Source organism: Deltaproteobacteria bacterium (genome assembly GCA_009929795.1).
Taxonomy (GTDB): domain Bacteria; phylum Desulfobacterota; class Desulfovibrionia; order Desulfovibrionales; family Desulfomicrobiaceae; genus RZZR01.
In genome coordinates this window covers 1-24,599 of record RZZR01000034.1, presented here as the reverse complement: position 1 = coordinate 24,599, position 24,599 = coordinate 1, and the positions used below count along the sequence as shown (strand labels likewise).

Genomic DNA, 24,599 nt, shown 5'->3' with positions numbered 1-24,599 from the left:
CTGGAGAAGCACACGGAGGGACGGTCGGGCTCAGGACTGGGCCTGCTCGTCCTTCGGTTCCGGTGTCTCGGCCTCGACCGCCTTGGGTTTGCCCGCGGGCTGCTCGACTCGGACCTTGGGCTTGGTCTTTCGTGATCTGATCTTGGCCGTCTTCAATTCGGTAAAGTTCACGCCGACCTTCTTCAGAATCTGGTAGAACCGGGCCCGGGAGAGGCCAGACAGCCTGCAGCCGAGCTTGGCGCTTCCGTCGCAGACGATTCTCAACTCCCTGAAATATTTTCGTTCCATGGCCGCCAGGGTCTCTTCCCGGTATTGTTTGTAGGTCGGGATCGTTTCCGGAGTCCGGGTTCTGAGGCCATCTTCGGGTTCGTGCTCGATCACGTCGTTGCGGGTCAGATTGAAGTGCTCCCGGGCAATCTTGACCCGGATGTAGGTCGGCAGATGGTGCGGATAGAGGGTCGGCTCGTCCAGACCATTCTGGACGGCCAGTTGAATGGTGTTGGTCAGTTCGCGAACGTTGCCCGGCCAGTCGTACATGTGCATGGCGCTCATCAGGTCATCGGAGACGCCCTTGGGCGGGATTTGAAGGTCTTCGCAGGTTTTGCAGAGATAGTGGGTGATCAGGATCCGGAGATCCGAGCCCCGCTCGCGTAGCGGGGGCAGATCAATGGTCATAGTGTTCAGACGGAAGAAGAGATCCTTCCGGAAGTGGCCGGATTCGACCATCTCGTCGAGATTCTTGTTCGTGGCGCTGACGACCCGGAAGTCGCTGGAAAGTTCTTTGTCTCCGCCCACGGGTCTGAATTGCTTGGTCTGTAAGACCCGGAGGAAGGCTCTTTGGATATTTTTGGGCAGTTCGCCGACTTCGTCAAGGAAGAGGGTCCCTCCGTCGGCCTGCTTGACGATACCCGTTTGGGTCGATTCGGCTCCTGTGAAGGCCCCTTTGACGTGCCCGAAGAGAATGCTTTCGATGAGGTTCTTGGGCAGACTTGCGCAGTCCAGGATGACGAAGGGTCCCTTGCGTCGGGAACTGTTGGCGTGGATGGCCCGGGCAAAGAGTTCCTTTCCGGTGCCGGTTTCTCCAGTGATCAGAACACCGAGGCTTGACCTTGAGGCCTTGGCCAGCTTCTGGAGACAGGCTGCGATCTGCGGGCTGTCTCCGACGATCTCGGAGCGTTCGAGAAACTGGACCTTGCTGTCCTTGAGACGTTTGTCCCGGTTATGAAGGACTCGCTGGATGGTATTGCGAATTTTGGCCACGGTGGCAGGCTTGGTCAGATAATCCCAGACTCCACTTTTGATGGCCAGGGCGGCCCCGTCCGGATCTCCGATACCGGTCAGGACGATCAGGTCCGGTCCGGATGGGGAGGACTGGAAATCCCTGATGGAGTCCAACCCATTGCCGTCGGGGAGAAACACGTCGAGAAAGACGATGTCGTATCCCCCGCTTCCGGCCATCCGCAACGCGTCGCTGATGCTTCCGGCCGTGTCGCACCCATGGCCCATCAGTTCGACGATTTCCTGCATGCCCTCGGCGAAGTCCTGCTCGTCGTCGACGATCAGAATGTTTCTCTTGTCCACGGTTCCCCTCCGTTTGCAAAGACGTGATGAATACAAGAGACTGTATAGAAAAGTTAGACACCTGTCCACAAAGACAAGAGTGATATCGTCGATTCGGGGGAGGTTCAGGGCAGGAGGCGAAGGAAAGGCAGGCCGGGCTCGGCCGGAAGGACTTCCCCGATGTCTGCGGCCAGACACCCGGCGGGCTCGAGGATGGCTGCGGCCGCCGATACCAGGGCCTTGGGCATGGCCAGGATCAAGCCTCCAGAGGTCTGGGCGTCGAAGGCTAGGTCAACAAGCAGGGGGTCGGCTTTGGGGTCGACCTGGACCTGCGAGGAACAGAATTTTCGATTGGCAAAGCTTCCGGCCGGGATGAGTCCCATTCCGGCCAGTTCCACGGCCCGGGAGATGAAGGGAACCCGGGACAAAGTCATCTCCACGGCCGTTCTGGAGGCCCGGGCCATCTCAAGAAGATGCCCGCCTAGGCCGAATCCGGTGACGTCCGTGGCCCCGAGAAGGCCGAGTTCGCGGATGGTCCGGGCCCCAGGGGCGTTGAGCATGGAGGCCCAGCGATGGAGTTCGGCCTCAATGTCCTCGGAGCCCTTCCAGGAGGCCTTGAGGGCCGTGGACAGAACCCCGGTTCCGATGGGCTTGGTCAGGATCAGGCGGTCGCCTGGCCTGAGTCCGCGATTGGAGGCGAACCGGTCCGGGTCAACGGCACCGGTGACGGCCAAGCCGTACTTGGGCTCGTCGTCCTCCACGCTGTGACCTCCGGCCAAAACGGCCCCGGATTCGCGAATCTTGTCCATGCCTCCGGCGAGGATTGCCCGGAGCATCTCCCGAGGAAGCTTTTTGATGGGGAAGCAGACGATGTTCATGGCCGTCCATGGCTCGCCGCCCATGGCGTAGACGTCGGAGAGCGAGTTGGCCGCGGCGATCTGGCCGAACTTGAAGGGGTCGTTGACCAGGGGCGTCAGGAAATCAACGGTCTGTACCAGGGCCTTGCCGGCGGGAAAGCGGACCACGGCCGCGTCCTCGTTGTCTCCCTGGCCGGTGAGGAGTCGGTCGTCCTGTTGATCCAGGCATCCGCGCAATACTTCCTCCAGGTCCCCCGGAGAAATTTTGGCCGCTCAACCGGCGGCTTTGACGGTCTTGACCAGTTCGATGTCGGTCATGGTTTCTCTCCAATGGGAGCCGCTTCGGTCCGGGCGGCTGTTTCAAGGTCGGCCAGCAGGGCCACAAGGTCCAGGCCGTAGTGTTCGGCAACGATGGACAGGGGTTCGAAAAGGGCCTGGCAACAGATGCAGACCCCGGCCGGTTCATTGTAGCGGGCGAATACGGATTCGGCGGCCCGATGGGCCGAGACGACCTCCAAAACCGTCATGTCCGGCCGTATGCACATTTGGGTCCGTTGCGTCGGCACGCTGCGCTTAAACCGTGACGACCTTGTCGGCCAGATCGAGGCTGGTGACCACGTCGAGCATGTTCGTGGTCTCACCCACCCGCTTTCGTTCCAGAAGTTCAAAGAAGTTCAGGCAGGTTCCGCAGACGAGGATGGATACCCCGGATCGTTCCAGGGTCTGCAGGGAGTCCAGGACAGGGCTGTTCTCCACGGCCAAGCGGACCGCCGAGTTGACCAGGACGAGCCGCCACAGGCCGGAGCCCATTTCGGGCAGAGTGGCCAGGAAATTCTTCATCAATCCCGCGCCTAGGGTGTCGTCGCCCGAGCCCAAAACGTCCCGAGTCAAGAGAATCAAGATCCGGCGACCGGAGACGGTCGAAGCGGCGGGTGTCGAGGAAGGTTCGCTCCCGATTCCGGAGCTCGGGTGTGAAGTCCGGGCATCTCGGGCTTCTACACGGTACTCGTCCTTGTCCTGTATCACGCTCGTCACCTCGTAGCCCTGGACGCTCAAGAACCGGACGACATTGTCCCGGGCGGCCTCGTTGTCCACCAGGACGGCGAGTTCGAATGGGCGGGATTCGAGAACGACCTTGCGGGTTTCAAGGACCGGGTGGGGGCAGGCCAGTCCCTGGCAGGGAATGACGGGCATGGGCATCACGGGGCTCCTTTATGTATGGCATTCAAACATATCAAGACTAGGTCCAGCCGCTGGAGATGACCAATAGAATTAATCAATGGATTTTGAAATTTCAGATCGAAAAAATTATGGCAATCTGCAGGGGAGGCCGAAAGATTGTTCCGGCCGTTCTTCATGATCGGGTTGGGGCCGAGGCTATGGCTTCGTGGACTCTTCGGGCCTGGAGGACAAAGGCCTCCAGGCGGGCCTCGACCACCTGGGGAAAGGGGTGGCCGTCGGTCTCCACGCAGAGAAAGGGCAGCGGATGATCCGAGCCCAGGGCTTGGCGGGCCGGGTTGTCCAAAGGGAGCGCCCCGGTGGTGCATGCCGGGGCCAGGACGGCCTGGGCCAGTCGGGAGGGCATACAGCCAAAGGGTCCCAGGGATATGGCACCGCAGGCAGGGCGGCCCATCTCGGCCAGGATGGCCCCAACGGTTAGGGCGGCTTCCCCGGTCAGGTGGGGGGAGATGAAGGAAGCCGCAGCGGCCATTACCCGGTCCACCGGAGTCGGATCGGCATGGATAAGGCCGCTTTCGGCCATGGTCTTGATGATGGAGGACCGGACCAGAGCCTTGGCCCAATGGCGGATCCAGAATCGACGTCCTCTTCGACACTCTATGCCCTGGCGGGCCAGCCAATCGGTATAGAGGATCCATTCGCTGATGGGGGCGGTGCGTACGGCCAGCCCCTTGGTGGCCAGACGTTCGATCAGGCCTTGACGGGAGATGGGGTCGTGGCGGACATAGATTTCCCCGGCCAGAAGTATGGTCGGCACGGTTTGGGCTTGGCGTCGCAGAGGGATTTCGGCCAGGTCCCGGGCCGTCGTCCGCAGGGCCAGACGGAGCTCCCGGCGGGAGCCGGTCATGGCCTGGCGGATTGTTTCATACCGGTCTCGGAACAGGGCCAGAGCCTGATCTTGGTTCATGGCCGCAGCCTGGAGCATGGAGGACATCTCTTCGAAGAGGTCTCCGATGACAATTCCGGCCCAGACTCGGAGCATGACCCGGTCGTCTAGACCCCGGTAGCCGGACACGGAGCTTGGGGCGAAGATGGAGGCCTTTTGGATGTCCAGACGATCCAGGACCCGGTTCATGGCCACGGTGTACTGGCCGAAGCGGCAGGGACCCTGGGCGTCGGCCATGACGAAGACCGATCGTTCCTCCGGAGAACGGCGGCGTAGGTGGTTGAGCATGGCCCCCAGGGTCAGGTGCAGGGGAAGGCATTCCTTGCAGGTGGAATGGGCCCGTCCGAGTTCCAGATCCTCCAGCGTGGCCGGGGGCAGGGCCTGACCGCGCAGCCCGCCCAGACCGAGGGCCGAGGCCACCAGGGGTGCGGACCAGGCCCCCAGACAGGGAACGAGCATGACCGTGTCCGGGTGGGACAGCTCGGGCGCGCGCGACGAGACCCGGGTCCGGGGCCGGGTCTTGGGGCGGCTCGATCGGCGGTGATGGCGGATGACGTCGAGAAAGGCCTCGATGCGGGTCTCGATGCCGGCGTGGGCGGTGTGGTTGTCGAGTTCGAGGATCAGAGACGGCCGGTTGCCCATGATGTCCCGAAAATAGCCGGTAAGGAAGGAGTCCGGCCCGCAGGAGAAGTTGGTCACATAGACCGGGTACAGTCCGGGATGCTCGGCGGCCAGGCGGGCCCCGGCCAGGATGGCCCGGCCGGTGGCCCAGTACATGGTTTCGTCGCCCGGGCCTGGGCGGCCGGGGAGCATGTCCATGGGGATCACCGTCACGCCCCGGGAGGCGATCTTGTCCGGGATGCCTTTGTTGGCCTCCGGGGCAGTGGCCGAGTAGGCTCGGCCGAGAAGAATGATTCCGAATTCGTCCCGAGCCTCGAGGTCGGCCAGAGCCCTGGCCCCTATATCATTTAGGCGGACCTCGAAATCGGCCTGGGCCTGGGCGGCCGTCTCAAGGGCCTTTTTCTGGAGGTTCGCAGACGCACCCAGGATGGCCGCTACCGGGGCCAATCTCTTGGCCAGAGCGGCCAGATCCGTGCCCAGATCCAGGACTGGACTCAACAGCCGGGAGCCCAGGGAATCGAGCTCTGGGAAGGCCCGGCGCAGATAGTAGGGTTCGCCCTGCACCAGAACGCAGGTGCAGGATTGGCCGGGTCCGATGGGGGCAAGTCCCTTGATCTGGGGGAGGAAGACGAAGTCCGGCCTCTTGTCCAGCAAAGAGCGAGCATAGCCGTGGGCCAGCTCGGCCGGAAAGCAGAGGGGAGCTTTGCAGCGCCTCGGACCTTCGGGATGTTCCAGTTCTGGCTGAACCACTCTGAACCCCAGCTCCCCGAAATAGGCCCGCCAGAACGGTAGCAGGGCATGGGTCAGAAAGGATCGGTTCAGGCCCACGGTGGGGGTCGAGTCCGGACAATCGGGGTTGTCGTCTCCATCAGTTCCGGCCAGGATCCGGTTTCGACGAACGACGAGATTTCGGTCGGTTCCGGCCAAGTTCGCATCTCGGGACGAGCGGCCGTCGTATCGGTTGCAGATGCCTCCGAAGGGCAAGACGGTTCCGGCCACCTCGATGCGCTCGACCCGGCAGCCCCTGTCGCAGTGTTCCCGGCCACCTCGGCAGGTGAAGAAACCCCGGGATCGCACCGTGCGGGCGGCAAGTTCCTCAATGTCAAAGGAGCCCGGGGCCATTAGCCCCTGGCCCAGACGGTCCATGACTTCCAGGGCCACGCCAAAGGCCCCCATGAGGCCCGGTTCGGGCGGGACAACGACTCGGTGTCCGGTGAGCAGGGCCATGGCCACGGGCACGGCCGGGTTGTAGCAGACCCCGCCCTGCATGAATACTGTGGAGCCTACGGGACGGTTGCCCTTTACCCGTTTGAGGTAGTTTAGACAGATAGAGCAGACCAGACCGGCGGCAATGTCTTCAATGCCCAGACCTTCCTGAATGGCCCGCTTGATGTCCGATCCGATGAAGGCCGAGCATTGGTCGCTGAAATTGGGCGGTGCGGTAGAGGCCAAAGCCATGGGCCCGATGCGGTCCATATCAATGCCCAGGGTTTCCCGGGCGGCCTCCTCGAGGAATGAACCGGTGCCCGCGCTGCAGGCTTCGTTCATGGCGTAGTCGATGGGTACCCGGTTCTCGACGAAGGTGTATTTGGCATCCTGGCCGCCGATCTCGAAGATGGTGTCCACCGCGGGATCGAAGTGCGCAGCGGCCGTGGCGTGGGCCACGATCTCGTTGATCACGGCCCTGGTTCCGGCGTGGAGGCCGGCAATGGCCCGGCCCGATCCGGTCACTCCAAGACCGACGACCCGGGCCTTTGGAGCCTGCCCGGCCAGGGCGGCGTAGACTCGCCTGGAGGCATCCACCGGGGCGCCGTCGGTCCGCAGATAGGCCGAGGCCACTAAGGCCGAGTCTGCGGCTCGGAGTAGAACTCCCTTGGTGGTCGTGGAACCCACGTCGAGGCCGAGGATGAGTTCTTCACCGGTTTGGGCCCGGGCACGGGGCATGGTCTTGAAGTCCACGAGATTCTGGGCGTTGGCCAGGGCCGGATGGTGGACAAACGGCGAGGATGTCGGCCTCGAGAGGGGCCTGGGCAATGGAGCGGAGGAACGTCCGGAACCGGCCAGGGCAGCCCCCAAGGCCTCGAAGCACCGGGCATGGGCCGGGATGACCAGACCGGGGAACCGGGCCCGGAGATGGCGGACCAGAAACGGATTGGCCGTGCAGCCCCCGACCAGGGCGATATTGGCCGGATCAAAGGGCTCAAGAAGATCAAGGCATTTTTCGGCCATCATGAAGGTCAGGCCGGAGACGACCCGGTTTCTGGGGATTCCTTTGTTCAGGGCGTGGGTGCAGTCGCTCTTGCAGAACACCGAGCAGCGGCCCGAGACCCGGTAGGCCTCGACGTTCGGATCCAGCCGAGCCGCGTGCCCGGGTTCAAGGCCCATGCGACCCATTTGCTGGACGAAGAATTCGCCGGTGCCCGAGGCGCATTTGTTGCCGGTGTTGACGTCCAGGACCCGGCCGCGACTATCGACCCGGTAGGCCATGAAGGTCTCCCCGCCCAGGGAGAGCACGGCCTGAACCGGAGCCCTCGGTCCCAATGTGTGATTCAGAGCCCGTTCCACGGCTTCGGGCTCGCTAATCGTCTCCACGTTCAACCGGCCAGCCATGCCTCGCCCGGTACCGGTCACCGTGCATGGCAGGTCTCCGGCCAGGGCCAAGAGGCGGGATTCCAGGACCTGTCCGGCTTGCCCGGCGTGGTTCAGGGATTCGGCATGGAAGGTCCGAAGTCCGTTCACCTCCCGGGTCAGCCCGACGAGGCCGATTGAGGTGGAGCCGACGCAGACTCCGAAGCATCTCATGGGCCGTGATCCTCAGTCGTGGAACCGGGAGTCGGCCCGCCGGGTCCGGTCCTGGCCCGATTTTGTCTCCAACCATCCGGTGGCCGTGGCCTCGGGGGCGTCGAATCTGGGCACATAGGGCTTGATGTCCAAAAGGGGTGTGCCGTCCAGAACGTCGATGCCGATGATTCTCAGTTCGTTTCCTGAGATGGATTGGAGACGGACCACGGATAGCCCGATGGGGTTGGGCCGTCTGGGGGCCCGGGTGGCAAAGAGGCCGCGGGGGGTGTCATCCATATAGGGGACGACCGACAGGGAATAGCCCTGGCAGCGATGCAGGGCGTAGAGGATGTGGATGTGGGAGAATCCGTCCAGGTCAGCCAGTCCGGGCTCAAATTCGGGCCGGATGATGATGCGGCCCTCGACGTTGGCGGCTCCGGTGGGCTGTATTGGCATGCCTTCCGGGTCGGTGAAGGGAGTATGGATGGTTCCGATGGGGGTCATGATAAAGTTTTGCATAGAAGATTCCTCGAGATTAGGGTATTTCGGCGGGCAGGATCAGCCCTCCGCCTAGGAGACGGTCTCCGTCGTAAAAGGCGGCCACTTGGCCAGGCGTGGGTCGGTGCTGCGGCTCAAAAAGTTTGAGCTCCAGACGGGCATCGGCCCGAAGAGTGAAGCTCCCCAAAGTAGGGCCCTGCCTGTAGCGGGTCTGGACCAGTATCCGGGCCGGCCATTTTGCCGGAGGAACGATGAGGTTGAGGTTTCCGACCGTCAGAGCCGAGGCCCAGAGCTCTTCTTCGGTTCCGACGATCAGGGAGTTGTTTCGGACATCCTTGTCGATGACGTAGAGAGGTTTTGGGTGGGCGATGCCCAGGCCCCGACGCTGGCCGAGGGTGTGGCGCCAGAGGCCCAGGTGGCGGCCGAGTTCCCGCCCATCGACGGTCACGATGGGCCCTGGCCCCGGAAGAAAATGACCCCGGGATTCAAGGAACGATCGGTAGTCCCCGGGCACGAAGCAGACCTCCAGACTTTCCCGGTGGGCGCAGGGCTCCAGTCCTCTGGCCGATAATTCGTCCCGAACCCGGGACTTGGTCGTCAGACCCAGGGGGAATCGTGCCCCGGCCAGATGTTCGGCCGGAACCAGGGCTAGAAAATAGCTTTGATCCTTGGTTCGGTCGAAGCCTCGGAAGAGAGTCCCGTTTTCAATCCGGGCGTAATGGCCGGTGGCCAGCAGATCCAGTCCCAGGGTCCGGGCCCGATGTGCCAGCAGCCCGAGTTTGATGTCCCGGTTGCACGCGGCGCAGGGATTCGGGGTCAAGCCCTCCCGATACTGCCGGGCAAAGGATTCGATGACCAGTGCCTCGAATTCGGACCGAAGATCAAGGATGTGGAATTCGATCTCCAGGCGTCGGCATTGAACCTCGAGGGCCGAGGACAGGTCGTCGTCCGGTCTCCGCTCAGGGGCCAGAAGGGCGTGGAGGGCCACCGGGGTCTTGCCCTGATCCATGAAGTGAACCAGGGCGGCAAGACTGTCGGCCCCGCCGCTGACGGCCACGCCGATGCCGGACATGGTTCAGGCCAGTCCTGAAGGTTCCGGGAGCCGGGGGAGGACCGCCTCCAGCCTGACGGCCGTCCGGAGGAGCCGATCCTCGGATAGGTCCGGTCCGAAGAGTTGGAGTCCCACGGGCAGACCGCTCCCATTCCCAAGACCCACGGGCAGGCTCAGGCCCGGAAGACCGGAGAGGTTCAGGGAGATGGTGAAGATGTCGGTCAGGTACATGGTCAGGGGGTCGTCCAGGTTTTCGCCGATGCCAAAGGCCGTTGTCGGGCAGGCAGGGCCGGCGATGAGATCGCAGGATTCAAAGGCCTTCAGGAAGTCTTGGCGGATGAGGCGGCGGACCTGGGCGGCCTTGCGGTAGTAGGCGTCGTAGTACCCGGCCGAGAGGACGTAGGTTCCAAGCATGATCCGGCGTTGGACCTCTTCGCCGAAGCCATCGGTCCTGGTTTTGGCATAGACGTCCATGAGGTCGCGGGCCTTGGCCGAACGCAGACCGTAGCGCACGCCGTCGAAACGGGCCAGGTTGGAACTGGCCTCGGCCATGGCCGTGATGTAATAGGCTGCGATGGCGTAGGGGGTGTGTGGCAGTGAGAGCTCGACGATCTCGGCGCCAAGCCCCGCGGCCCGGTTCACAGCCTCTTGGCAGGCTTCGCGGACTTCGGGATCGAGGCCCGGACCCCAGTACTCGGTGGGCAGGCCGATACGCAGACCCTCCAGGCCCCCTGGTTCGGCGGCCAGGTGGGAGTAGGGCGGGACCGGGACGTCCAGGGACGTCGAATCCTGCGGATCGTGCCCGGCGATGACTTCTAGGACGGCGGCGCAGTCCGCGGCGGTCCGGGCAATGGGCCCGGCTTGGTCCAGAGACGAACCATAGGCCACCAATCCGAAACGGGAGACCCGGCCGTAGGTGGGCTTCAGGCCCACGACCCCGCAGAAGGCTGCCGGCTGCCGGATGGAGCCTCCGGTATCGGTGCCGATGGAGGCCATGGCCTGTCCGGCGGCGATTCCGGCGGCGGATCCGCCGCTAGACCCTCCGGGAACCCGGTTCAGGTTCCAGGGATTTCGGGTGGTCTGAAAGGCCGAATTTTCCGTCGAGGAACCCATGGCGAACTCGTCCATGTTCGTCTTGGCCAGAATGATGGCCCCGGCCTTCTTGAGACGGTGGACGAGATGGGCGTCGTAGGCCGGGACGAAGTGTTCCAGCATCCGGGATCCACAGGTGGTCCGCAGCCCCCGGGTGGTCAAGGCGTCCTTGACGGTCACTGGGATACCCCAGAGGGGGAGGGTTGGGTCGGGCCCGTCGGCGTCCAGGGTCTTGGCCTCTTTCAGGGCTTCTTCCTTACGAAGAGTCAGGATGGCCTGGATTCGGGGTTCCGTGGCCTCAATGCGGGTGAGGCAGGCGGAGACGAGTTCGACAACGCCGATTTCGCGCCCGGCCAAGGCCTTGCGGGCCTGGGTCAGGGTCAGGTCGTGCAGCATGGCGGTTCCTAGAAGACGGTTTTGGGGACGATGAAGTGGACCCCGTCGGTGTCCGGGGCGTTGGCCAGAATCTCGTCCCGGGTGTATCTCGATTCGACCTCGTCGGCGCGAAAGACCGTGCCTCCCGGCAGGGGCGAGTACATGGGCTCCACCCCTTGGGTGTCCAGGGATTCCAGGACATCCATGTATTCGAGGATGGTATCCATCTGCTTGGCATAGCGGGCGGTCTGGTCCCCGGTGGGCTCGAGACGGGCCAGGCGGGCGATTCTGGCCACTTCCTGTTCGGTGATGCGCATGGAATTCCTCAAGGGGCGGCTGTCTGGGCCGGTTTTGGGGCCAGTTCGGGGTGAATCTGGAACATCTGACGGTCTCGGCGGGCCTGGCGGGCGGCCAGACGGGCCGTGAGGCTGTCGATATGGACCGGGTGAAGTCCCGTGCTCGAAGGCTGAAGCACGAACATGTCCTGTCTGGCCAACCCTTCCGGGGTCCAGGACAGGGGGGCCATGCTCCAGTCCATGGCCGACGGGGTGCATAAAATGCTGTTGATTGCTTCGGGATCCAGGTTCTGGGGCAGGGGCAGGGCTGCCGCGAACCGGACGAAATCGTTCCCCAGGGCGGACCAGAAGTCCGGCGGGTCCTGGCCTGTGTCGTGGAGCGTGTTCCGAAGGCGGCCGACCTGGGGACTCGGGCTGTCGGGCCACCAGGAGGCCGGACTGACGGCCAGTCCGAAATATTCCGCTTCCAGGCCTTGCCACTCGTTCATGGACTGGGTCCAGATCTGGGGGCCGAGAAACAGAATGCGATTCTCGTTGTGGTAGAAGAAATTGGGGATCATCAGCCGGGCCCTGGACAGGGAGTCGGGCAGGAACAGTGCTTGAAAATCGGGTTCCGGATTCAAATGACCCTTGGGAACAGTCTCGGCCCGTAGGAACGAGGCCACCTCCCTGTTCCAGCGGGTGTGATCTGCAGGATCGTAGGCCTTGAGGCCGTTGAGGATTCCTCCGGAGCGTTCGCATTCCAGGGCAAAGGATTCGGCCATGGTCCGGCCGAAGGGTTCGGCCGGGTAAAGGATGGCGAAATGGTTGATGCCCATGCCGTCCCTGGCCATGTCGATGAGGGCCCGGGCCTGATCTTCGGGACTACCGAAGAATCTCCAGGCCTTCCTCCCCTCCTCGGCCAGGGAGGGAAGGAAGGTGAAGAAGGCCCTGTTCGGAGGTAGGCCGTCGGCGGCAAGCACGAGCCAGGATTCCCTGCGAAGGGGTCCTCCAATGGCCAGGCAGGAAGGCGGCAGGGCCGCGACTTTGCCCGCCCAGCCCGGGGCCTCGGTGTTGATGACTGAGATGCGGACCTGAAGGCCTTCGAGGCCCAGATTCCATTGGGCGGCCCCGGCTCCGTGGATGATCTTCCATGCCACCGGAGCAAAGGGGCCCGACAGGGGCAAAGTTAGGGCCAGATGGATTTCCGGTCGGCCGAAACGTCTTTCCATGGTTTGGAGTTCGGATCGGACCGCGCCTGGATCGGACCAGCACTTGGCTCCGGTCAGGCGGACGAGTTGGGGCCAGGCCCCGGCCCAGGAGGCAGGGCTGTGCTCAAGCCCGGCCAGCAGCAGGGCCCAGCGGGCCTGGCAATAGGGAAAGATTTCCTCGGTGCCGGACGGGGCCTGGGACAAGGCCTGGTGGAGCCCTTCCGCCGGAGCCGAGTTCAGGCGTTGTCTGACGTAGCCATCCAGATCCGGGGACGGCGGGCCATGCCCTGCTCCGTCGTTCAACATGGCCGCCGCCGCCAGGAATCCAGCCAGATCGCCGAGATCGAAAAGCGTGTCGGCCAGCCTGCGGCCCACGGCGAGGCGGACATCCCATGGCAGGGAGTTGTTCGAGGCCGTGCCGGCCAGAAATTCCCTCCAGGCTTCGGGTCCGCCCTGGGCCAGAACCAGATCGGCCTCGGCCAGGAGGCGGGCCTGGGGCCGATCGGCAAGGGGATCGTATCGGGTCCACTGGTCGTGGGCGATGTGGGCCCCAGGGAGGTCACCGATGGCGATGGCCGATCTGACCAGACGATCGAAAACCACTTCGGCCCGGGCCGGAGGCGAGGGCGGAGCTGAGGCCAGACGGGCGTACAGGGATTGGGACAGGGCGAAGTCACGGGATTTCCATGCCTGGTCGGCCTGCTCCCAGAGGGCGGCACGCGGGGGAGCAGTGGTGGCGGCCAGGGGCTTGGCCACCGGGGCCTTGCGGGCGCAGCCGGACGTCAGGCCGAAGACTGCGGCGAGCAGAATGGCGAACAGGGAGATGGAGAAGGAGGTTTTCATGTCGTGGATGGCAGGCGCAAAAAGGCCCGACACCGTTTTGGTGCCGGGCCGATATTGGAACGAGGTTCGCGGGGTGTCAAGCTGGCCCGAGGGCTTCCCAATGCCTACTTGACCTCGGTGTAGTCGGCATCGACCACATCGTCGTCACCACCCTGCGATCCGCCCTTGGATCCCGGACCAGGCTGGGCCTGTCCAGTCCCTTCTTGACTTTTCTGGGCGTAGAGTTGTTCGGCAAGCTTGTGGGAAACCTGGGCCAATTCGTCGGTGGCCCGGGAGATGGCCTCTGCGTCGTCGCTCTGGAGTTTCCCCTTGAGGTTTTCGACCTTGGACTCGATCTCGGCCTTGAGGGCCGAATCAACCTTGTCGCCCAGATCGCGGATGGATTTCTCCGTGGTATAGACCAGGGTGTCGGCGTGGTTGCGGACCTCAATGAGTTTTTTCTTCTTGGTGTCCTCTTCGGCGTGGGCCTCGGCGTCCTTTACCAGACGCTGGATGTCCTGCTCGGATAGGCCGCTGGAGGCGGTGATCCGGATGGATTGTTCCTTGCCCGTGCCGGTGTCCTTGGCCGAAACGTTGACGATGCCGTTGGCGTCGATATCGAAGGTGACCTCGATCTGAGGAACGCCCCGGGGGGCCGGTGGGATGCCGGTCAGTTCGAATCGTCCCAGTGTCATGTTGTCGCCTGACATGGGTCGCTCTCCCTGAAGAACGTGGATCGACACCGAGGGCTGGTTGTCGGCGGCCGTGGTGAAGACCTGGCTTTTTCGGGTGGGGATGGTCGTGTTCCGGTCGATGAGTTTAGTGAATACCCCTCCCAGAGTTTCAATGCCCAGCGACAGGGGCGTGACGTCGAGCAGGAGCACGTCCTTGACGTCTCCGGCCAGGATGCCGCCCTGGATGGCCGCGCCCATGGCCACGACCTCGTCGGGGTTCACGGACCGGTTCGGCTCCTTGCCGAAGAATTGCTTCACCTTTTCCTGAACCAGAGGCATGCGGGTCATGCCGCCGACGAGGATGACACCGTCGATGTCCGAGGCCTTGAGCCCGGCGTCCTTGAGGGCCTTGCGGCAGGGCTCCGTGGTTCGGTCAACAAGATCCTCGACCATTTTTTCCAGTTTGCCCCGGGAGAGCTTCATGGTCATGTGCTTGGGGCCGTTCTGGTCGGCGGTGATGAAGGGAAGGTTGATATCCGTCTCCATGGATGTGGACAGTTCCTTCTTGGCCTTTTCCGCGGCTTCCTTGAGTCGCTGGAGGGCCATCTTGTCCTTGGAGAGGTCGATGCCGTTCTCCTTTTTGAATTCGTCCACCAGATAGGAGATGATCCGTTCGTCGAAATCCTCGCCGCCCAGGAAGGTGTCGCCGTTGGTGGCCCGGACCTCGACGACATTGTCCCCGACCTCGAGGATGGAGATGTCGAAGGTTCCCCCGCCAAGATCGAAGACGGCAATTTTCTCGTTCTTTTTCTTGTCAGAGCCATAGGCCAGGGATGCGGCCGTGGGCTCGTTGATGATCCGCTTAACCTCTAGGCCTGCGATGCGGCCTGCGTCCTTGGTGGCCTGGCGCTGGGAGTCGTTGAAATAGGCTGGAACAGTAATGACGGCCTCGGTCACAGGTTCGCCGAGATAGGTTTCGGCGTCGGCCTTGAGCTTGCTCAAGATTATGGCCGAGATTTCGGACGGGCTGTATTTTTTGTCCCCGATCTGCACGTAGGCATCGCCGTTCTGCCCGGACACGATTTTGTACGGACTGTTCGAGGCCCAGGACTTGATCTGTGGCTCCTCAAACTTTCGGCCCATGAGCCGTTTGACGGCGAAGACCGTCTTTTCGTGGTTGGTTATGGCCTGGCGTTTGGCGATTTCGCCCACTAGGCGCTCCTTGTCGGTGAAGGCCACTATGGAGGGGGTTGTTCTCCCTCCCTCGGGGTTGGTGATGCATTTGGCCTCTTTGCCTTCCATGACAAAGACGCAGCTATTGGTGGTTCCCAAGTCGATGCCGATTATCTTGCCCATTCGATGCCTCCTTATGGCGTGCGCCGGGTTTCGGAGACCGACGCGAAATGTAGTGTTCCACCCATTCTTGTCCGGGGCCTAGCCCCCGGGACCGGGAAATTTCTAAGTCCCGCTTCAGGCTTGTAAAGGGGCCACCTCAATTTTTTCCTTCCCGGCCACATTCAGCGCTGACCATGACCCGGGCCGGGCGAAGCAGCCTGCCGTTCAGAATGTAGCCCGTCTGGAGGACGGCCGCGACGCATCCTGGAGTCAGGTCTTTGGACTCCTGGCTGCCCATGGCTTCGTGACGGGCGGGATCGAAGGGACATCCGGCCTCGGCGATCCGCTCCAGGCCGTGGCGTTGGAGAACGTCGAGGAAGATGTCCAGAGTCATCCGCACGCCTTGGGCCAGCCCCTGGCAGGTCTTGTCCGACCCGGAGTGCTGCAGGGCGAGCTCCAGGTTGTCGATGACCGGCAGCATGTCCTCAAGGACTCTGGAGGTGGCAAAGCGGCAGAATTCGTCCTTTTCCCGGGCCAAGCGTTTCTTGAAATTTTCGGATTCGGCCAGAACCCGGAGTCGATCCTCCTGCATCTGCTCCACCTGCCGACAAAGATCCTCGTATTTTTCCTCCAGCGTCGCCTCCTGCGGGGAATCGGCCTCGGCCGACGCCTCAGGCCGATCCTGATCGGCGCGGAGTTTTCCGTGTTTTTTCTCAGCCATGAAATGCATCTCCTTGATCGTGGAAATCAAAAGACAGAGGTCGGTTGAATTTCAATCGAACCTTGATTTCAAGAGTCGGGTAAGCACCCTGGCCGTGAAGTCAACAATAGGTAGGACCTTGGCGTAGTCCATTCTAATCGGACCGACGAGACCCACGGTGCCGACCAGGGAGGAATCCGGGGCATAGGACGAAACGATGAAGCAGCAGGAATCGAGATCCATGCCGTCCTCCTTTCCGAGGATGACCCGGACTCCGGGAGACTCAAAGGTCTTGTCCAGCAGTTCGAGAAGACGCGATTTTTCTTCCAGCAGTCGGAGGATCGAGCGCATGTTTTCCAGATCGGTGAACTCGGGGTGGTCGAGCAGGTTGCTCTGGCCTTCGACATAGATCTCGCAACGCTCGTCGTCGTCACAGACCGCCCTGGCCAGGTTCATGGCCCGGCGGTACAGGGTGTCGAATCGTCGGCGGGCGTTTTCCATCTGTCCGAGAATCAGGGCGCGGACATCGGTCAAGGTCCGTCCGCGGAAGAGCTCGTTCAGATAGTTGCCGTATTGGATTAGGTCGTCCGAAGTGATGTCCTGATCTACCCGGATGATTTTATTCCTCAAAAGTCCGCCCTGCAGGACGAGGATGGACATGACCATGCCCGGACGGACTAGGACGAAATCCATCTGTTGCCATCGGACCATGCTTTTGCGGGGAGGAATGACCATGCCAACCTGGTTGGACAGGGAGGACAGAAGGCGGGAGGCCTGCCGGAGGATGTCGTCCATGGGATCGTCTTCACGACCCATGTCGTCGGCGATGGTCCTCTGTTGGCCGGGAGGCAGGGGTGACAGGGTCAGGATGGTGTTCAGATAGTGGCGAAGCCCGGCAATGGACGGGATGCGGCCCGCGGAAGTGTGGGGTTGATCCAGGAGGCCTTTTTCGGTCAGATCGGCCATGGTGTTGCGGATGCTTGCCGCGCTGAGGCCCAGGGACGATCTTCGGGATACGGTCCGCGAGCCAACCGGCAAAGCCGTGGCAATGTATTCCTCGACAACGGTGGCCAAGGTTTCGATTTCACGCGGACTGAGATCCATTTTTTTGGGACTCCGAAACCGGGTTTAGCACTCTCAGCTTGAGAGTGCTAAAAAGTAGCAATGGCCCGCCCCTCTGTCAAGGATCGAGATGTCGCGGGCTAGGGCTATTCCGGTGTGTCGGTTTCGATTGCTGATGCTTTGACAATCGGCAAGGTTTTGGGCATCCCAAACCGTTTTCGGAGGGCCGTCCTCCGTCGTCACGAACCACGAGGGGCAGAACATGCTGGACGTCAAATTGCTTCGAGAGAACATGCCAGCCGTGAAGGCCGGACTTGCCAAGCGCCATTTCGCCGCCGACCTTCCGGCCTTTGCCGCCCTAGACTCCGAACGCCTGGAGATCCTTCGGCACGTCGAGGATCTGAAGGCCGAGAGAAACAGGGCCTCGGCCGAGGTGGCCCGTCTGAAGAAAACCGGAGGGGATGCTCGGGATCTGATCGCCGAGCTGGGGGGATTGTCCGAGAGCATCCGAACGATGGATGCACGGCTCAAGGACGTCGAGTCGTCCGTCCAGGAATGGCTGATGTCAGTGCCCAATTTGCCTCACGCGTCCGTGCCTGAAGGCCGGAGCGAGGATGACAACGCCCTGGTCCGCACCTGGGGCCGGAAGCCGGAGTTCTCCTTTGCCCCCAAGGAGCATTTCGATCTCGGACAGGCCCTGGGAGGACTGGATTTTGAGAGCGCGGCCAGGATAACCGGAGCGAGATTCGTGGTCCTCAAGGGCTGGGCGGCCAAACTGGAACGGGCCCTGGCAACCTTCATGCTCGATACACAGACCGGCCGGAACGGCTATATGGAGATTATGCCCCCGGTCATCGTCAACAGCCAGAGCCTGGTCGGCACCGGGCAACTGCCCAAGTTCGCCGAAGACCTCTTCAAGCTTGAGGGCACGGAATATTTCCTGATCCCCACGGCCGAGGTCCCGGTGACTAACCTTCACGCCGGACAGATCCTGGACGAGGATGCGCTTCCTTTGGCCTATGCCGCGCACACGTCATGCTTTCGGTCCGAGGCCGGTTCGTATGGCAAGGATACCAAGGGGATCATCCGTCAGCATCAGTTCCACAAGGTGGAACTGGTCCGTTTCGTCCATCCCGACCGATCCTACGATGAACTGGAGCTCCTTCTGGGGCATGCCGAGTCGATCTTGCAGGCGTTGGGCCTCCATTACAGGATCGTGGCCCTGTGCGGCGGTGATCTCGGGTTCTCGTCGGCCAAGACGTACGACATCGAAGTGTGGCTGCCGGGCCAGGGCAAGTACCGCGAGATATCGTCCTGCTCGAACTTCGAGGATTTTCAAGCCCGCAGGGCCGGAATCCGTTTCCGCCCGGCCGGAAGCAAAAAGCCAAGGCTCGTCCATACATTGAATGGTTCGGGTCTGGCCGTGGGCCGGACCATGGTCGCCATCCTGGAAAATTACCAGCAGGCCGACGGCAGCGTCGTCGTGCCGGAGGCCTTGCTGCCATATCTGAGGCAGGACAAAATCGAACCGTTGCCCTAGACGTATCTTCTTCTTGACAGGCAGCGAAGCGGTTATTATCAAACTTTTCTTTCGTTGGTCGGGCCGTTAACTCAGCCCGGTAGAGTATCTGCCTTTTAAGCAGAGAGTCGAAGGTTCGAACCCTTCACGGCCCACCAGAAAGTACAGCGCGTCCCCATCGTCTAGTGGCCTAGGACACCGGCCTCTCACGCCGGTAACAGGGGTTCAAACCCCCTTGGGGACGCCAACAAAATCAAGCCCTTACAGTATTCAACTGTAAGGGCTTTTTTTGCTCATGCGATGAGAAATCAAAACATGTGTCAGACGCCTTGTACCAACACTATTCCGAGCCAAAGAGAGCGCAAGGGATCGGAATGCCTTCAGGTCCCTGCCGGTTTGAACCGGGACCCCACCAAGGTGGCCAGCAGGACCAAGGCCGTGGAGATGAAGATCATCATGATCCCAAGGGCCGAGAGCCTTCCCCAGAGACCGTCCTCGGCGAAGCGCAGGATCTGGACGGCCAGGACCTCGGTTCCGGGTCGCGAGAGGACCACGGACAGCGTAAGCTCGCGGACGAACATGGTGGCCATGAGAATCCAGCCCGAAACCATGCCCGGCACGAGAAGCGGAATGATGATCCGACGCATGGTCGTCATGCGGCCGGCTCCACAGACCAGGGAGGATTCCTCCAGGTGGCTGTGGACCTGGATGAAGGCGCTGGCCAGGGGGCGGACCCCGTACGGCAGGTAGGTGGCGATGTAGCCGATGAGCAGGGCCCAGATGGTGGCGTAGAGGGGAGTGCGGACGAAGAACCACATGAAACCCACGCCGATGACGATTCCGGGGAAGGAAAAGGATAAGAAGCTCAGGGATTCCAAAATTCCCGCGGCCTTGGTCTTCACCTTGACGATAGTGTAGGCCACGAAGACCGACAGGGCCACCCCCAAGGTGGCTCCGCCCACCCCGAGGTAGAGGCTGTTCTTGAGAGAGAGCAGCGAAATGGGATCCTTCAGGACCTCGATCCAGTGCTTCCAGCTCATGAGGGAGAAGGCCTTGGCGCTGGGGACCATGGAGTAGGGCACCAGGGATGTGTAGAAGAGCACGGCCACGGGCAGGACGATGAGCACGAATGACAAAAGGGCCACCACTGCGAAGAGGGGGATTCGGGCCGCTTTGAGGGGGACGACCGTAGGCCGGTAGCCGCGACTGGAGATGGTCACGTACTTCTCGCTCTCGGCCGTCATGGCCCGATAGATAAAGATGAGGGTGATGGACGCGGCCAAAACGCTCATGCCCACGGCCGCGGCCTTGCCGTAGTCCGTAGAGAAGCCGGTGGAGATCATCTGGTAGAGGTGGGTGGCCAGGACGTAGACCCGGCCGGGCATGCCGATGACCGAGGGCACGGCAAAGGAGGCCAGGCTTCGGACCACACCCAGGATGAAGGCGGCCAGTATGGCTGGCCGAAGCACGGGCAGGGTCACGCGGAGCAGGGTCCGCCAGGCCCCGGCCCCGCAGACTTTGGAGGACTCCTCCAGGGCCACGTCAAAGGAGGCCATGGCCGGGGCGATGATCAGGTAGGCGATGGGCAGGTCCAGCAGGCCCTCCACTAGGATCATCCCCCAGAGGGAATAGATGTTCAGAGGGGCGCTCTCCAGGAAGAAGGCCTGCTTGAAGACCAGATTGATGAGCCCGTTGGATGGATTGAGCAGCAGGGCCCAGCTCACGGAGAACAGGACGTGGGGGATCATCATGGGAATGATGGAGATGATCCTGAACAAAAATTTGCAGGGAATGTCGGTACGGTTGTTTAGATAGGCCAGGAACAGGGCCAGGGTGGTGGCCAGGGTCGACGAGCCAAGGACGAAGACCACGGTGTTGACAATGATCCCTGCCAGGGCCGGGTCGGTGTAGGCATCGACGTATTTCTGGACGGTGAAGCTGCCAAAGGCGGTCAGGCCCTCTGAAAAACTGCCCAAAATCAGCATGATCACCGGACAGACTGTCAGGGCTCCGACAATGAGGATCAGCGACCAGGTCAGTTTGGAGCGGCCGGTATCCATCTCTCCCCCTAGGCCTCGACCAGCATGCAGTGGGCCGGATTCAGAACGAAGTGCAAGGGGTCGCCCTCCTGGATGCGGGTGTCGGCGTCGACCTTGGCCAGGAGCCGCTGGCCATTGGCCACGATCTCCATCTCGAAGGCCTCGCCGACAAAGACCAGGGAATCGACCGCGCCTTGGACCAAGTTGGGGCCTTTCGGCCCGTCCCCGGACACGACCCGGATGAATTCGGGACGGATGCAGAGGGTTGCCTCCGAGCCCACGGCAAAGTCTCTTTTCTGGCAGGAGATGGTGCCCAGGGGGCTTTCGACCACGGTGAAGTCGCCGGTCTGGGATGTGACCCGAGCCTGAATCAGGTTGGCCCGGCCGATGAAGTCGGCCACGAAGCGGTGGTCTGCGTCGAAATAGATTTTTTGCGGGGAGCCCCGTTCGATGATCCGGCCCGCGCGCATGACCGCGATGGAGTCGGACAGGGCCAGGGCCTCGATGCGGTCATGGGTGACGTAGACCGCCGTGATGGACAATTCGGTCAGAAAGGCCCTGAGTTCCTTACGGGTCTCCTCGCGGAGCTTGGCGTCCAGGTTGCTCAGGGGCTCGTCGAAGAGGATGACCTTGGGTTCGGCCACCAGGGCCCGGGCCAGGGCCACGCGCTGCTGTTGTCCGCCGGAGAGCTTGGTGGCCGGGCGCTTCTCGAACCCTTCCAGCTGTACGAATTTCAGGGTCTTCTCGACCTTCTGCCGGATGACGTCCCGCGGTGTTTTTCTGGTCTGCAGGGGGTAGGCCACGTTGTCGAAGACGTTCATGTGCGGCCAGATGGCGTAGGTCTGGAAGACCATGCCGAGGCCTCGGCGCTCCGTGGGAACGAAGATGCCCTTGGCCTTGGACCAGACAACTTCGTCGCCGATGACGATTTCCCCCGTATCCGGGGATTCCAGGCCGACGATGCAGCGCAGCAGGGTTGTCTTGCCGCACCCGCTTGGGCCGAGCAGGGTGAAGATCTGATTGGCCGGGATGGTCAGGTCGACATTGTCCAGGGCTTTGATGGTCTTGCCGTCGGAAAAATAGTGCTTGCTGACGCCTTGGATCCGGATTTCCATGGTCTGTGTCCGTAGTCGTCTCCGGACAGGGCGCGTTCCTCCCGGAGAGCGGTGGGTGGCCGCAAACGGCCTCGTTGAAACGAAAAAGCCGCCCGGGTCTTGATCCGGGCGGCTTGGGCCAGCAGTTTACTTCACGTCAAAAATGGCCTGGAATTCGGTCCCCCATTTTTGGATCTCCTCGTCGGAGAGTTCCCGAATGGGCAGAACTTTGGCCTTGTCCATGCCGTCGATGGGCGGGAATACTCCCGGGGCCAGGACGTATTCACCCACGTCCGTGGCCAGCATGCCCATGGCCTTCGCGGACAGCCAGTAGTCCACGAAGAGTTTGGCGGCATTGGGGTGCGGGGCATTGGCGGTCACGGCGATGGCGCGGGGTGAACCGAACAGGGGCTGCTCCAGTCGGGCCCAGTCCAGCGGGGCCGGGGCCTTGGTGATGATGTACTTGGGCATGGAGATGGCGATGAGCTTCTCGCCGCTCTCCACCGGGGCCGGGGTGGGACCGAAGGAGGCCACGAACATGGGTTTATTGGCGGCCAGGCCCTTCAGGAAGGTCCGCCACTCGTCCTCGCTCGAAAAGACGTTTTCCTTGAGGCCCACCAGCCAGGAGATAGTCGTGGCATGGTTGGCCGGGTTGGCCATGACGATCTTGTCCTTCCATTTTGGGTCGGCCAGATCCTGGTAGCGCTTGGGCGCGTCGGCCGCCTTGACCAGATCCTTGTTGTAGATGAGCCCCACGTACTCGATGCCGAAGAGCTGGATTGCCTCGTCCTTTCTGGTCCATTCCGGATATCCGGCCGCGGCCGGGGACGAATACGGGGCCAGCACGCCCTTCTGCTTGAGGATTTCCAGCACCGGAAGCGGCCCCTGGACCACGTCGGCCATGAGCTTGCCTGCCTCGAACTCGGTGAGGATAGTGGCCACGAATTTGGAGGTGGATATCCGGGTGTACTGACCTTTGACTCCGGTGTCGGCCTGGAAGGCCTCCATGATGGGCTCCACGGCCGTGATGTTCGCATAGAACGTGGCCACACCCTCGGCCTTGGCCTTGACCGCGACGTCCTCGGCCGCATGGGCGACCGTGAACGAAGCTAGAAGCACGATCATCACCATTATCTGTTTCATGGGCACATCCTCCTTGGGGCCCGAAGGGACCTCGTGTTGCGGATTTGTAAAAAATAAAGCCTGTTGAGATAAAAAATTAGTCCAGGGCCTGGTTGATGTCAACGAACTCGGCCGGTTCTCCTCATCTCCCCTCGTCCATGGAGCGGCGCAGAAACCCCCACAGGGCCACGATGGTCAGACCGGCCAGGGCGGCCACGGCCGAGACGAGCAGAAAGAAGTACTCCGGCGGCCAGGTGTCCCAGAGGCGGCCCAGGTATCCGGCCGTATAGTTGCCGGCGAACTGGGCCAGGAACCAGACGCCCATGAGCATGGAGACCATGCGGACCGGGGCCAGCTTGGTGACCAGGGACAGGCCCACCGGCGAGAGGTAGAGCTCGCCAAGGGTCAGGATGGCGTTGAAGCCCACCAGCCAGAGCATGCTGACCGGGATGCCCACGGCGGCCAGTTCGTCGGACGGCGGGATGAGGACCAGAAAGGATGCGGCCAGAAGGAAGCAGCCGATGGCCATCTTGGTCGGCGACGACGGCTCCTTGCCGCGCCTGGACTGCCAGGCCCAGAAGCTGGTCACCAGGGGCGTGAGCAGGAAGATGAACATGGGGTTCAGGGCCTGGAACCAAGTGGCCGGGACTTCCCATCCCAGGATGTGACGGTCCACGTCCACGTCGGCGAACATGGCGATGGTGTTGCCCTGCTGTTCGTAGGCGGCCCAGAAGAGCATGACCACCAGGCAGATAACGACGAGACCCAGAATCCTGCTCTTGTCCTGTTTTTCGGATGCCTTGGTGTGGACCGGGCGGGCCGTTTTCTGGTTCAGGGGGTCCGGTGCCAGCCAGCGCTGCCCCCAGAGATAGATGCCAAGGCCGATGAGCATGCCCACTCCGGCGGCTCCAAAACCGTAGTGCCAGCCCCAGATTTCACCCAGGGTTCCGCAGATGAACGGGGACAGGAAGGCGCCCAGGTTGACGCCCACGTAGAAGATACTGAAGGCCCGGTCCCGCCGGGGGTCGCCGGGCTCGTACAGAGCCCCGACCTGGGTGGATATGTTGGGCTTGAAGGCTCCGTTACCCAGGATGAGCAGAGCCAGGGCCGGGTAGAGGAGGGCGTCGAAGGCCATGACGAAATGGCCCAAGGCCATGAGCACCCCGCCTATGATGACGGTCTTGCGCTGTCCCAGGACCCGGTCGGCCAAAAGGCCTCCGAAGAAGGGGGTGAAGTAGACTAGTCCGGTGTACAGCCCGTAGACTTGGGAGGCATGGGCGTGGGTGAACAGAAGATGCTTGACCATGTAAAAGATCAAGAGGGCCCGCATCCCGTAGTAGGAGAAGCGCTCCCACATCTCGGTGAAGAACAGGACGTAGAGGCCCTTGGGATGGCCCCAGAGGGTGTCGTTGCCGGAAGTCATCATACCTCCCCGGGGAAGATCGTTCTGTTCGAATCCGGTGCGTTGGAGCCCGTCTCAGGCCGTTGCGCGGCGGCCACGATAGGAAGTCATGGCCATGAAAATTTCGCCGATGGCCTGGTCCACCTCCCGGCCGATCAGTTCGAGCTTGGACAGGGTGGTCAGCCGGGGTATGATCCGAGCCAGCTCCTTTTCCTCGAACAGGGTGTCGACCATGCCGCAGGCGTTGATCAGGCCGACGAGGACCGCTTCCCGTGGGCCGGGGATGTCGTCGCTGAAGATCAGAGCCCGGAGGCGGGTCCGGACTTCCACGACCTCTTGCCCGTCGACAAGGGGGTAGCGGCGCTGGGCAAAGACCCAGAGCAC

Annotated in this window: 19 protein-coding genes and 2 tRNA genes; 3 read left to right on the top strand and 18 right to left on the bottom strand. The window is 62.3% G+C overall.

What is annotated here, in order from left to right:
- Positions 1-30: 30 nt before the first annotated feature.
- The 13 genes from EOM25_05760 to hrcA form a co-directional block, all read right to left on the bottom strand.
- Entirely contained in the window at positions 31-1,581 is a 1,551-nt protein-coding gene (locus tag EOM25_05760) for a sigma-54-dependent Fis family transcriptional regulator (GenBank protein NCC24695.1), read from the bottom strand.
- 104 nt (positions 1,582-1,685) lie between these two features.
- Positions 1,686-2,735 (bottom strand): selenide, water dikinase SelD, encoded by a 1,050-nt coding sequence (gene selD / locus EOM25_05755; protein NCC24694.1) that lies wholly within the window; start codon positions 2,733-2,735, stop codon positions 1,686-1,688.
- Positions 2,732-2,962 carry a hypothetical protein gene (locus tag EOM25_05750; protein NCC24693.1) on the bottom strand — a complete coding sequence of 77 codons (231 nt, stop codon included), beginning with the start codon at positions 2,960-2,962 and terminating at the stop codon, positions 2,732-2,734. The genes selD and EOM25_05750 overlap by 4 nt, the downstream gene beginning before the upstream one ends.
- Before the next feature lie 28 nt (positions 2,963-2,990).
- Entirely contained in the window at positions 2,991-3,611 is a 621-nt protein-coding gene (gene yedF / locus EOM25_05745) for a sulfurtransferase-like selenium metabolism protein YedF (GenBank protein NCC24692.1), read from the bottom strand.
- Between the two features lie 160 nt (positions 3,612-3,771).
- Positions 3,772-7,965, bottom strand: coding sequence for an activase (locus tag EOM25_05740; protein ID NCC24691.1), 4,194 nt, complete (start codon positions 7,963-7,965; stop codon positions 3,772-3,774).
- Between the two features lie 12 nt (positions 7,966-7,977).
- Positions 7,978-8,463, bottom strand: coding sequence for a tRNA (N6-threonylcarbamoyladenosine(37)-N6)-methyltransferase TrmO (tsaA, locus tag EOM25_05735; protein NCC24690.1), 486 nt, complete (start codon positions 8,461-8,463; stop codon positions 7,978-7,980).
- A gap of 16 nt (positions 8,464-8,479) precedes the next feature.
- On the bottom strand, positions 8,480-9,514 hold the full coding sequence (gene mnmA, locus EOM25_05730; GenBank protein ID NCC24689.1) for a tRNA 2-thiouridine(34) synthase MnmA: 1,035 nt from the start codon (positions 9,512-9,514) through the stop codon (positions 8,480-8,482).
- 3 nt (positions 9,515-9,517) lie between these two features.
- Positions 9,518-10,981, bottom strand: coding sequence for an Asp-tRNA(Asn)/Glu-tRNA(Gln) amidotransferase subunit GatA (gene gatA, locus EOM25_05725; GenBank protein ID NCC24688.1), 1,464 nt, complete (start codon positions 10,979-10,981; stop codon positions 9,518-9,520).
- A gap of 8 nt (positions 10,982-10,989) precedes the next feature.
- On the bottom strand, positions 10,990-11,277 hold the full coding sequence (gatC, locus tag EOM25_05720) for an Asp-tRNA(Asn)/Glu-tRNA(Gln) amidotransferase subunit GatC (protein NCC24687.1): 288 nt from the start codon (positions 11,275-11,277) through the stop codon (positions 10,990-10,992).
- Between the two features lie 8 nt (positions 11,278-11,285).
- Positions 11,286-13,289, bottom strand: a complete 2,004-nt coding sequence (locus EOM25_05715) for a hypothetical protein (GenBank protein NCC24686.1) — start codon at positions 13,287-13,289, stop codon at positions 11,286-11,288.
- Positions 13,290-13,393: 104 nt separating this feature from the next.
- Positions 13,394-15,298: a molecular chaperone DnaK gene (gene dnaK, locus EOM25_05710; protein NCC24685.1), complete on the bottom strand. Its 1,905-nt coding sequence runs from the start codon at positions 15,296-15,298 to the stop codon at positions 13,394-13,396.
- 136 nt (positions 15,299-15,434) lie between these two features.
- On the bottom strand, positions 15,435-15,998 hold the full coding sequence (grpE, locus tag EOM25_05705) for a nucleotide exchange factor GrpE (GenBank protein ID NCC24684.1): 564 nt from the start codon (positions 15,996-15,998) through the stop codon (positions 15,435-15,437).
- 51 nt (positions 15,999-16,049) lie between these two features.
- A complete protein-coding gene (hrcA, locus tag EOM25_05700) occupies positions 16,050-17,081 on the bottom strand; it encodes a heat-inducible transcription repressor HrcA (protein NCC24683.1) in 1,032 nt (343 codons plus the stop codon).
- A gap of 220 nt (positions 17,082-17,301) precedes the next feature.
- Here hrcA and EOM25_05695 point away from each other — a divergent pair, with 220 nt between their 5' ends.
- The 3 genes from EOM25_05695 (at position 17,302) to EOM25_05685 (ending at position 18,805) form a co-directional block, all read left to right on the top strand.
- A complete protein-coding gene (locus EOM25_05695; protein NCC24682.1) occupies positions 17,302-18,579 on the top strand; it encodes a serine--tRNA ligase in 1,278 nt (425 codons plus the stop codon).
- Between the two features lie 60 nt (positions 18,580-18,639).
- Positions 18,640-18,716: transfer RNA gene (locus EOM25_05690), tRNA-Lys, on the top strand.
- Between the two features lie 13 nt (positions 18,717-18,729).
- Positions 18,730-18,805 (top strand) — tRNA-Glu (locus EOM25_05685).
- Positions 18,806-18,938: 133 nt separating this feature from the next.
- On the opposite strand, the gene EOM25_05680 is transcribed toward EOM25_05685, so the two are convergent.
- The 5 genes from EOM25_05680 to EOM25_05660 form a co-directional block, all read right to left on the bottom strand.
- Positions 18,939-20,618, bottom strand: a complete 1,680-nt coding sequence (locus EOM25_05680) for an iron ABC transporter permease (GenBank protein ID NCC24681.1) — start codon at positions 20,616-20,618, stop codon at positions 18,939-18,941.
- 8 nt (positions 20,619-20,626) lie between these two features.
- Positions 20,627-21,712 (bottom strand): ABC transporter ATP-binding protein, encoded by a 1,086-nt coding sequence (locus tag EOM25_05675; protein ID NCC24680.1) that lies wholly within the window; start codon positions 21,710-21,712, stop codon positions 20,627-20,629.
- A gap of 126 nt (positions 21,713-21,838) precedes the next feature.
- Positions 21,839-22,834 carry an extracellular solute-binding protein gene (locus EOM25_05670; GenBank protein NCC24679.1) on the bottom strand — a complete coding sequence of 332 codons (996 nt, stop codon included), beginning with the start codon at positions 22,832-22,834 and terminating at the stop codon, positions 21,839-21,841.
- 121 nt (positions 22,835-22,955) lie between these two features.
- Positions 22,956-24,236: an MFS transporter gene (locus EOM25_05665; protein NCC24678.1), complete on the bottom strand. Its 1,281-nt coding sequence runs from the start codon at positions 24,234-24,236 to the stop codon at positions 22,956-22,958.
- 54 nt (positions 24,237-24,290) lie between these two features.
- Positions 24,291-24,599: GPP34 family phosphoprotein (locus EOM25_05660; GenBank protein ID NCC24677.1), on the bottom strand; the 309-nt coding region annotated here is incomplete at its 5' end.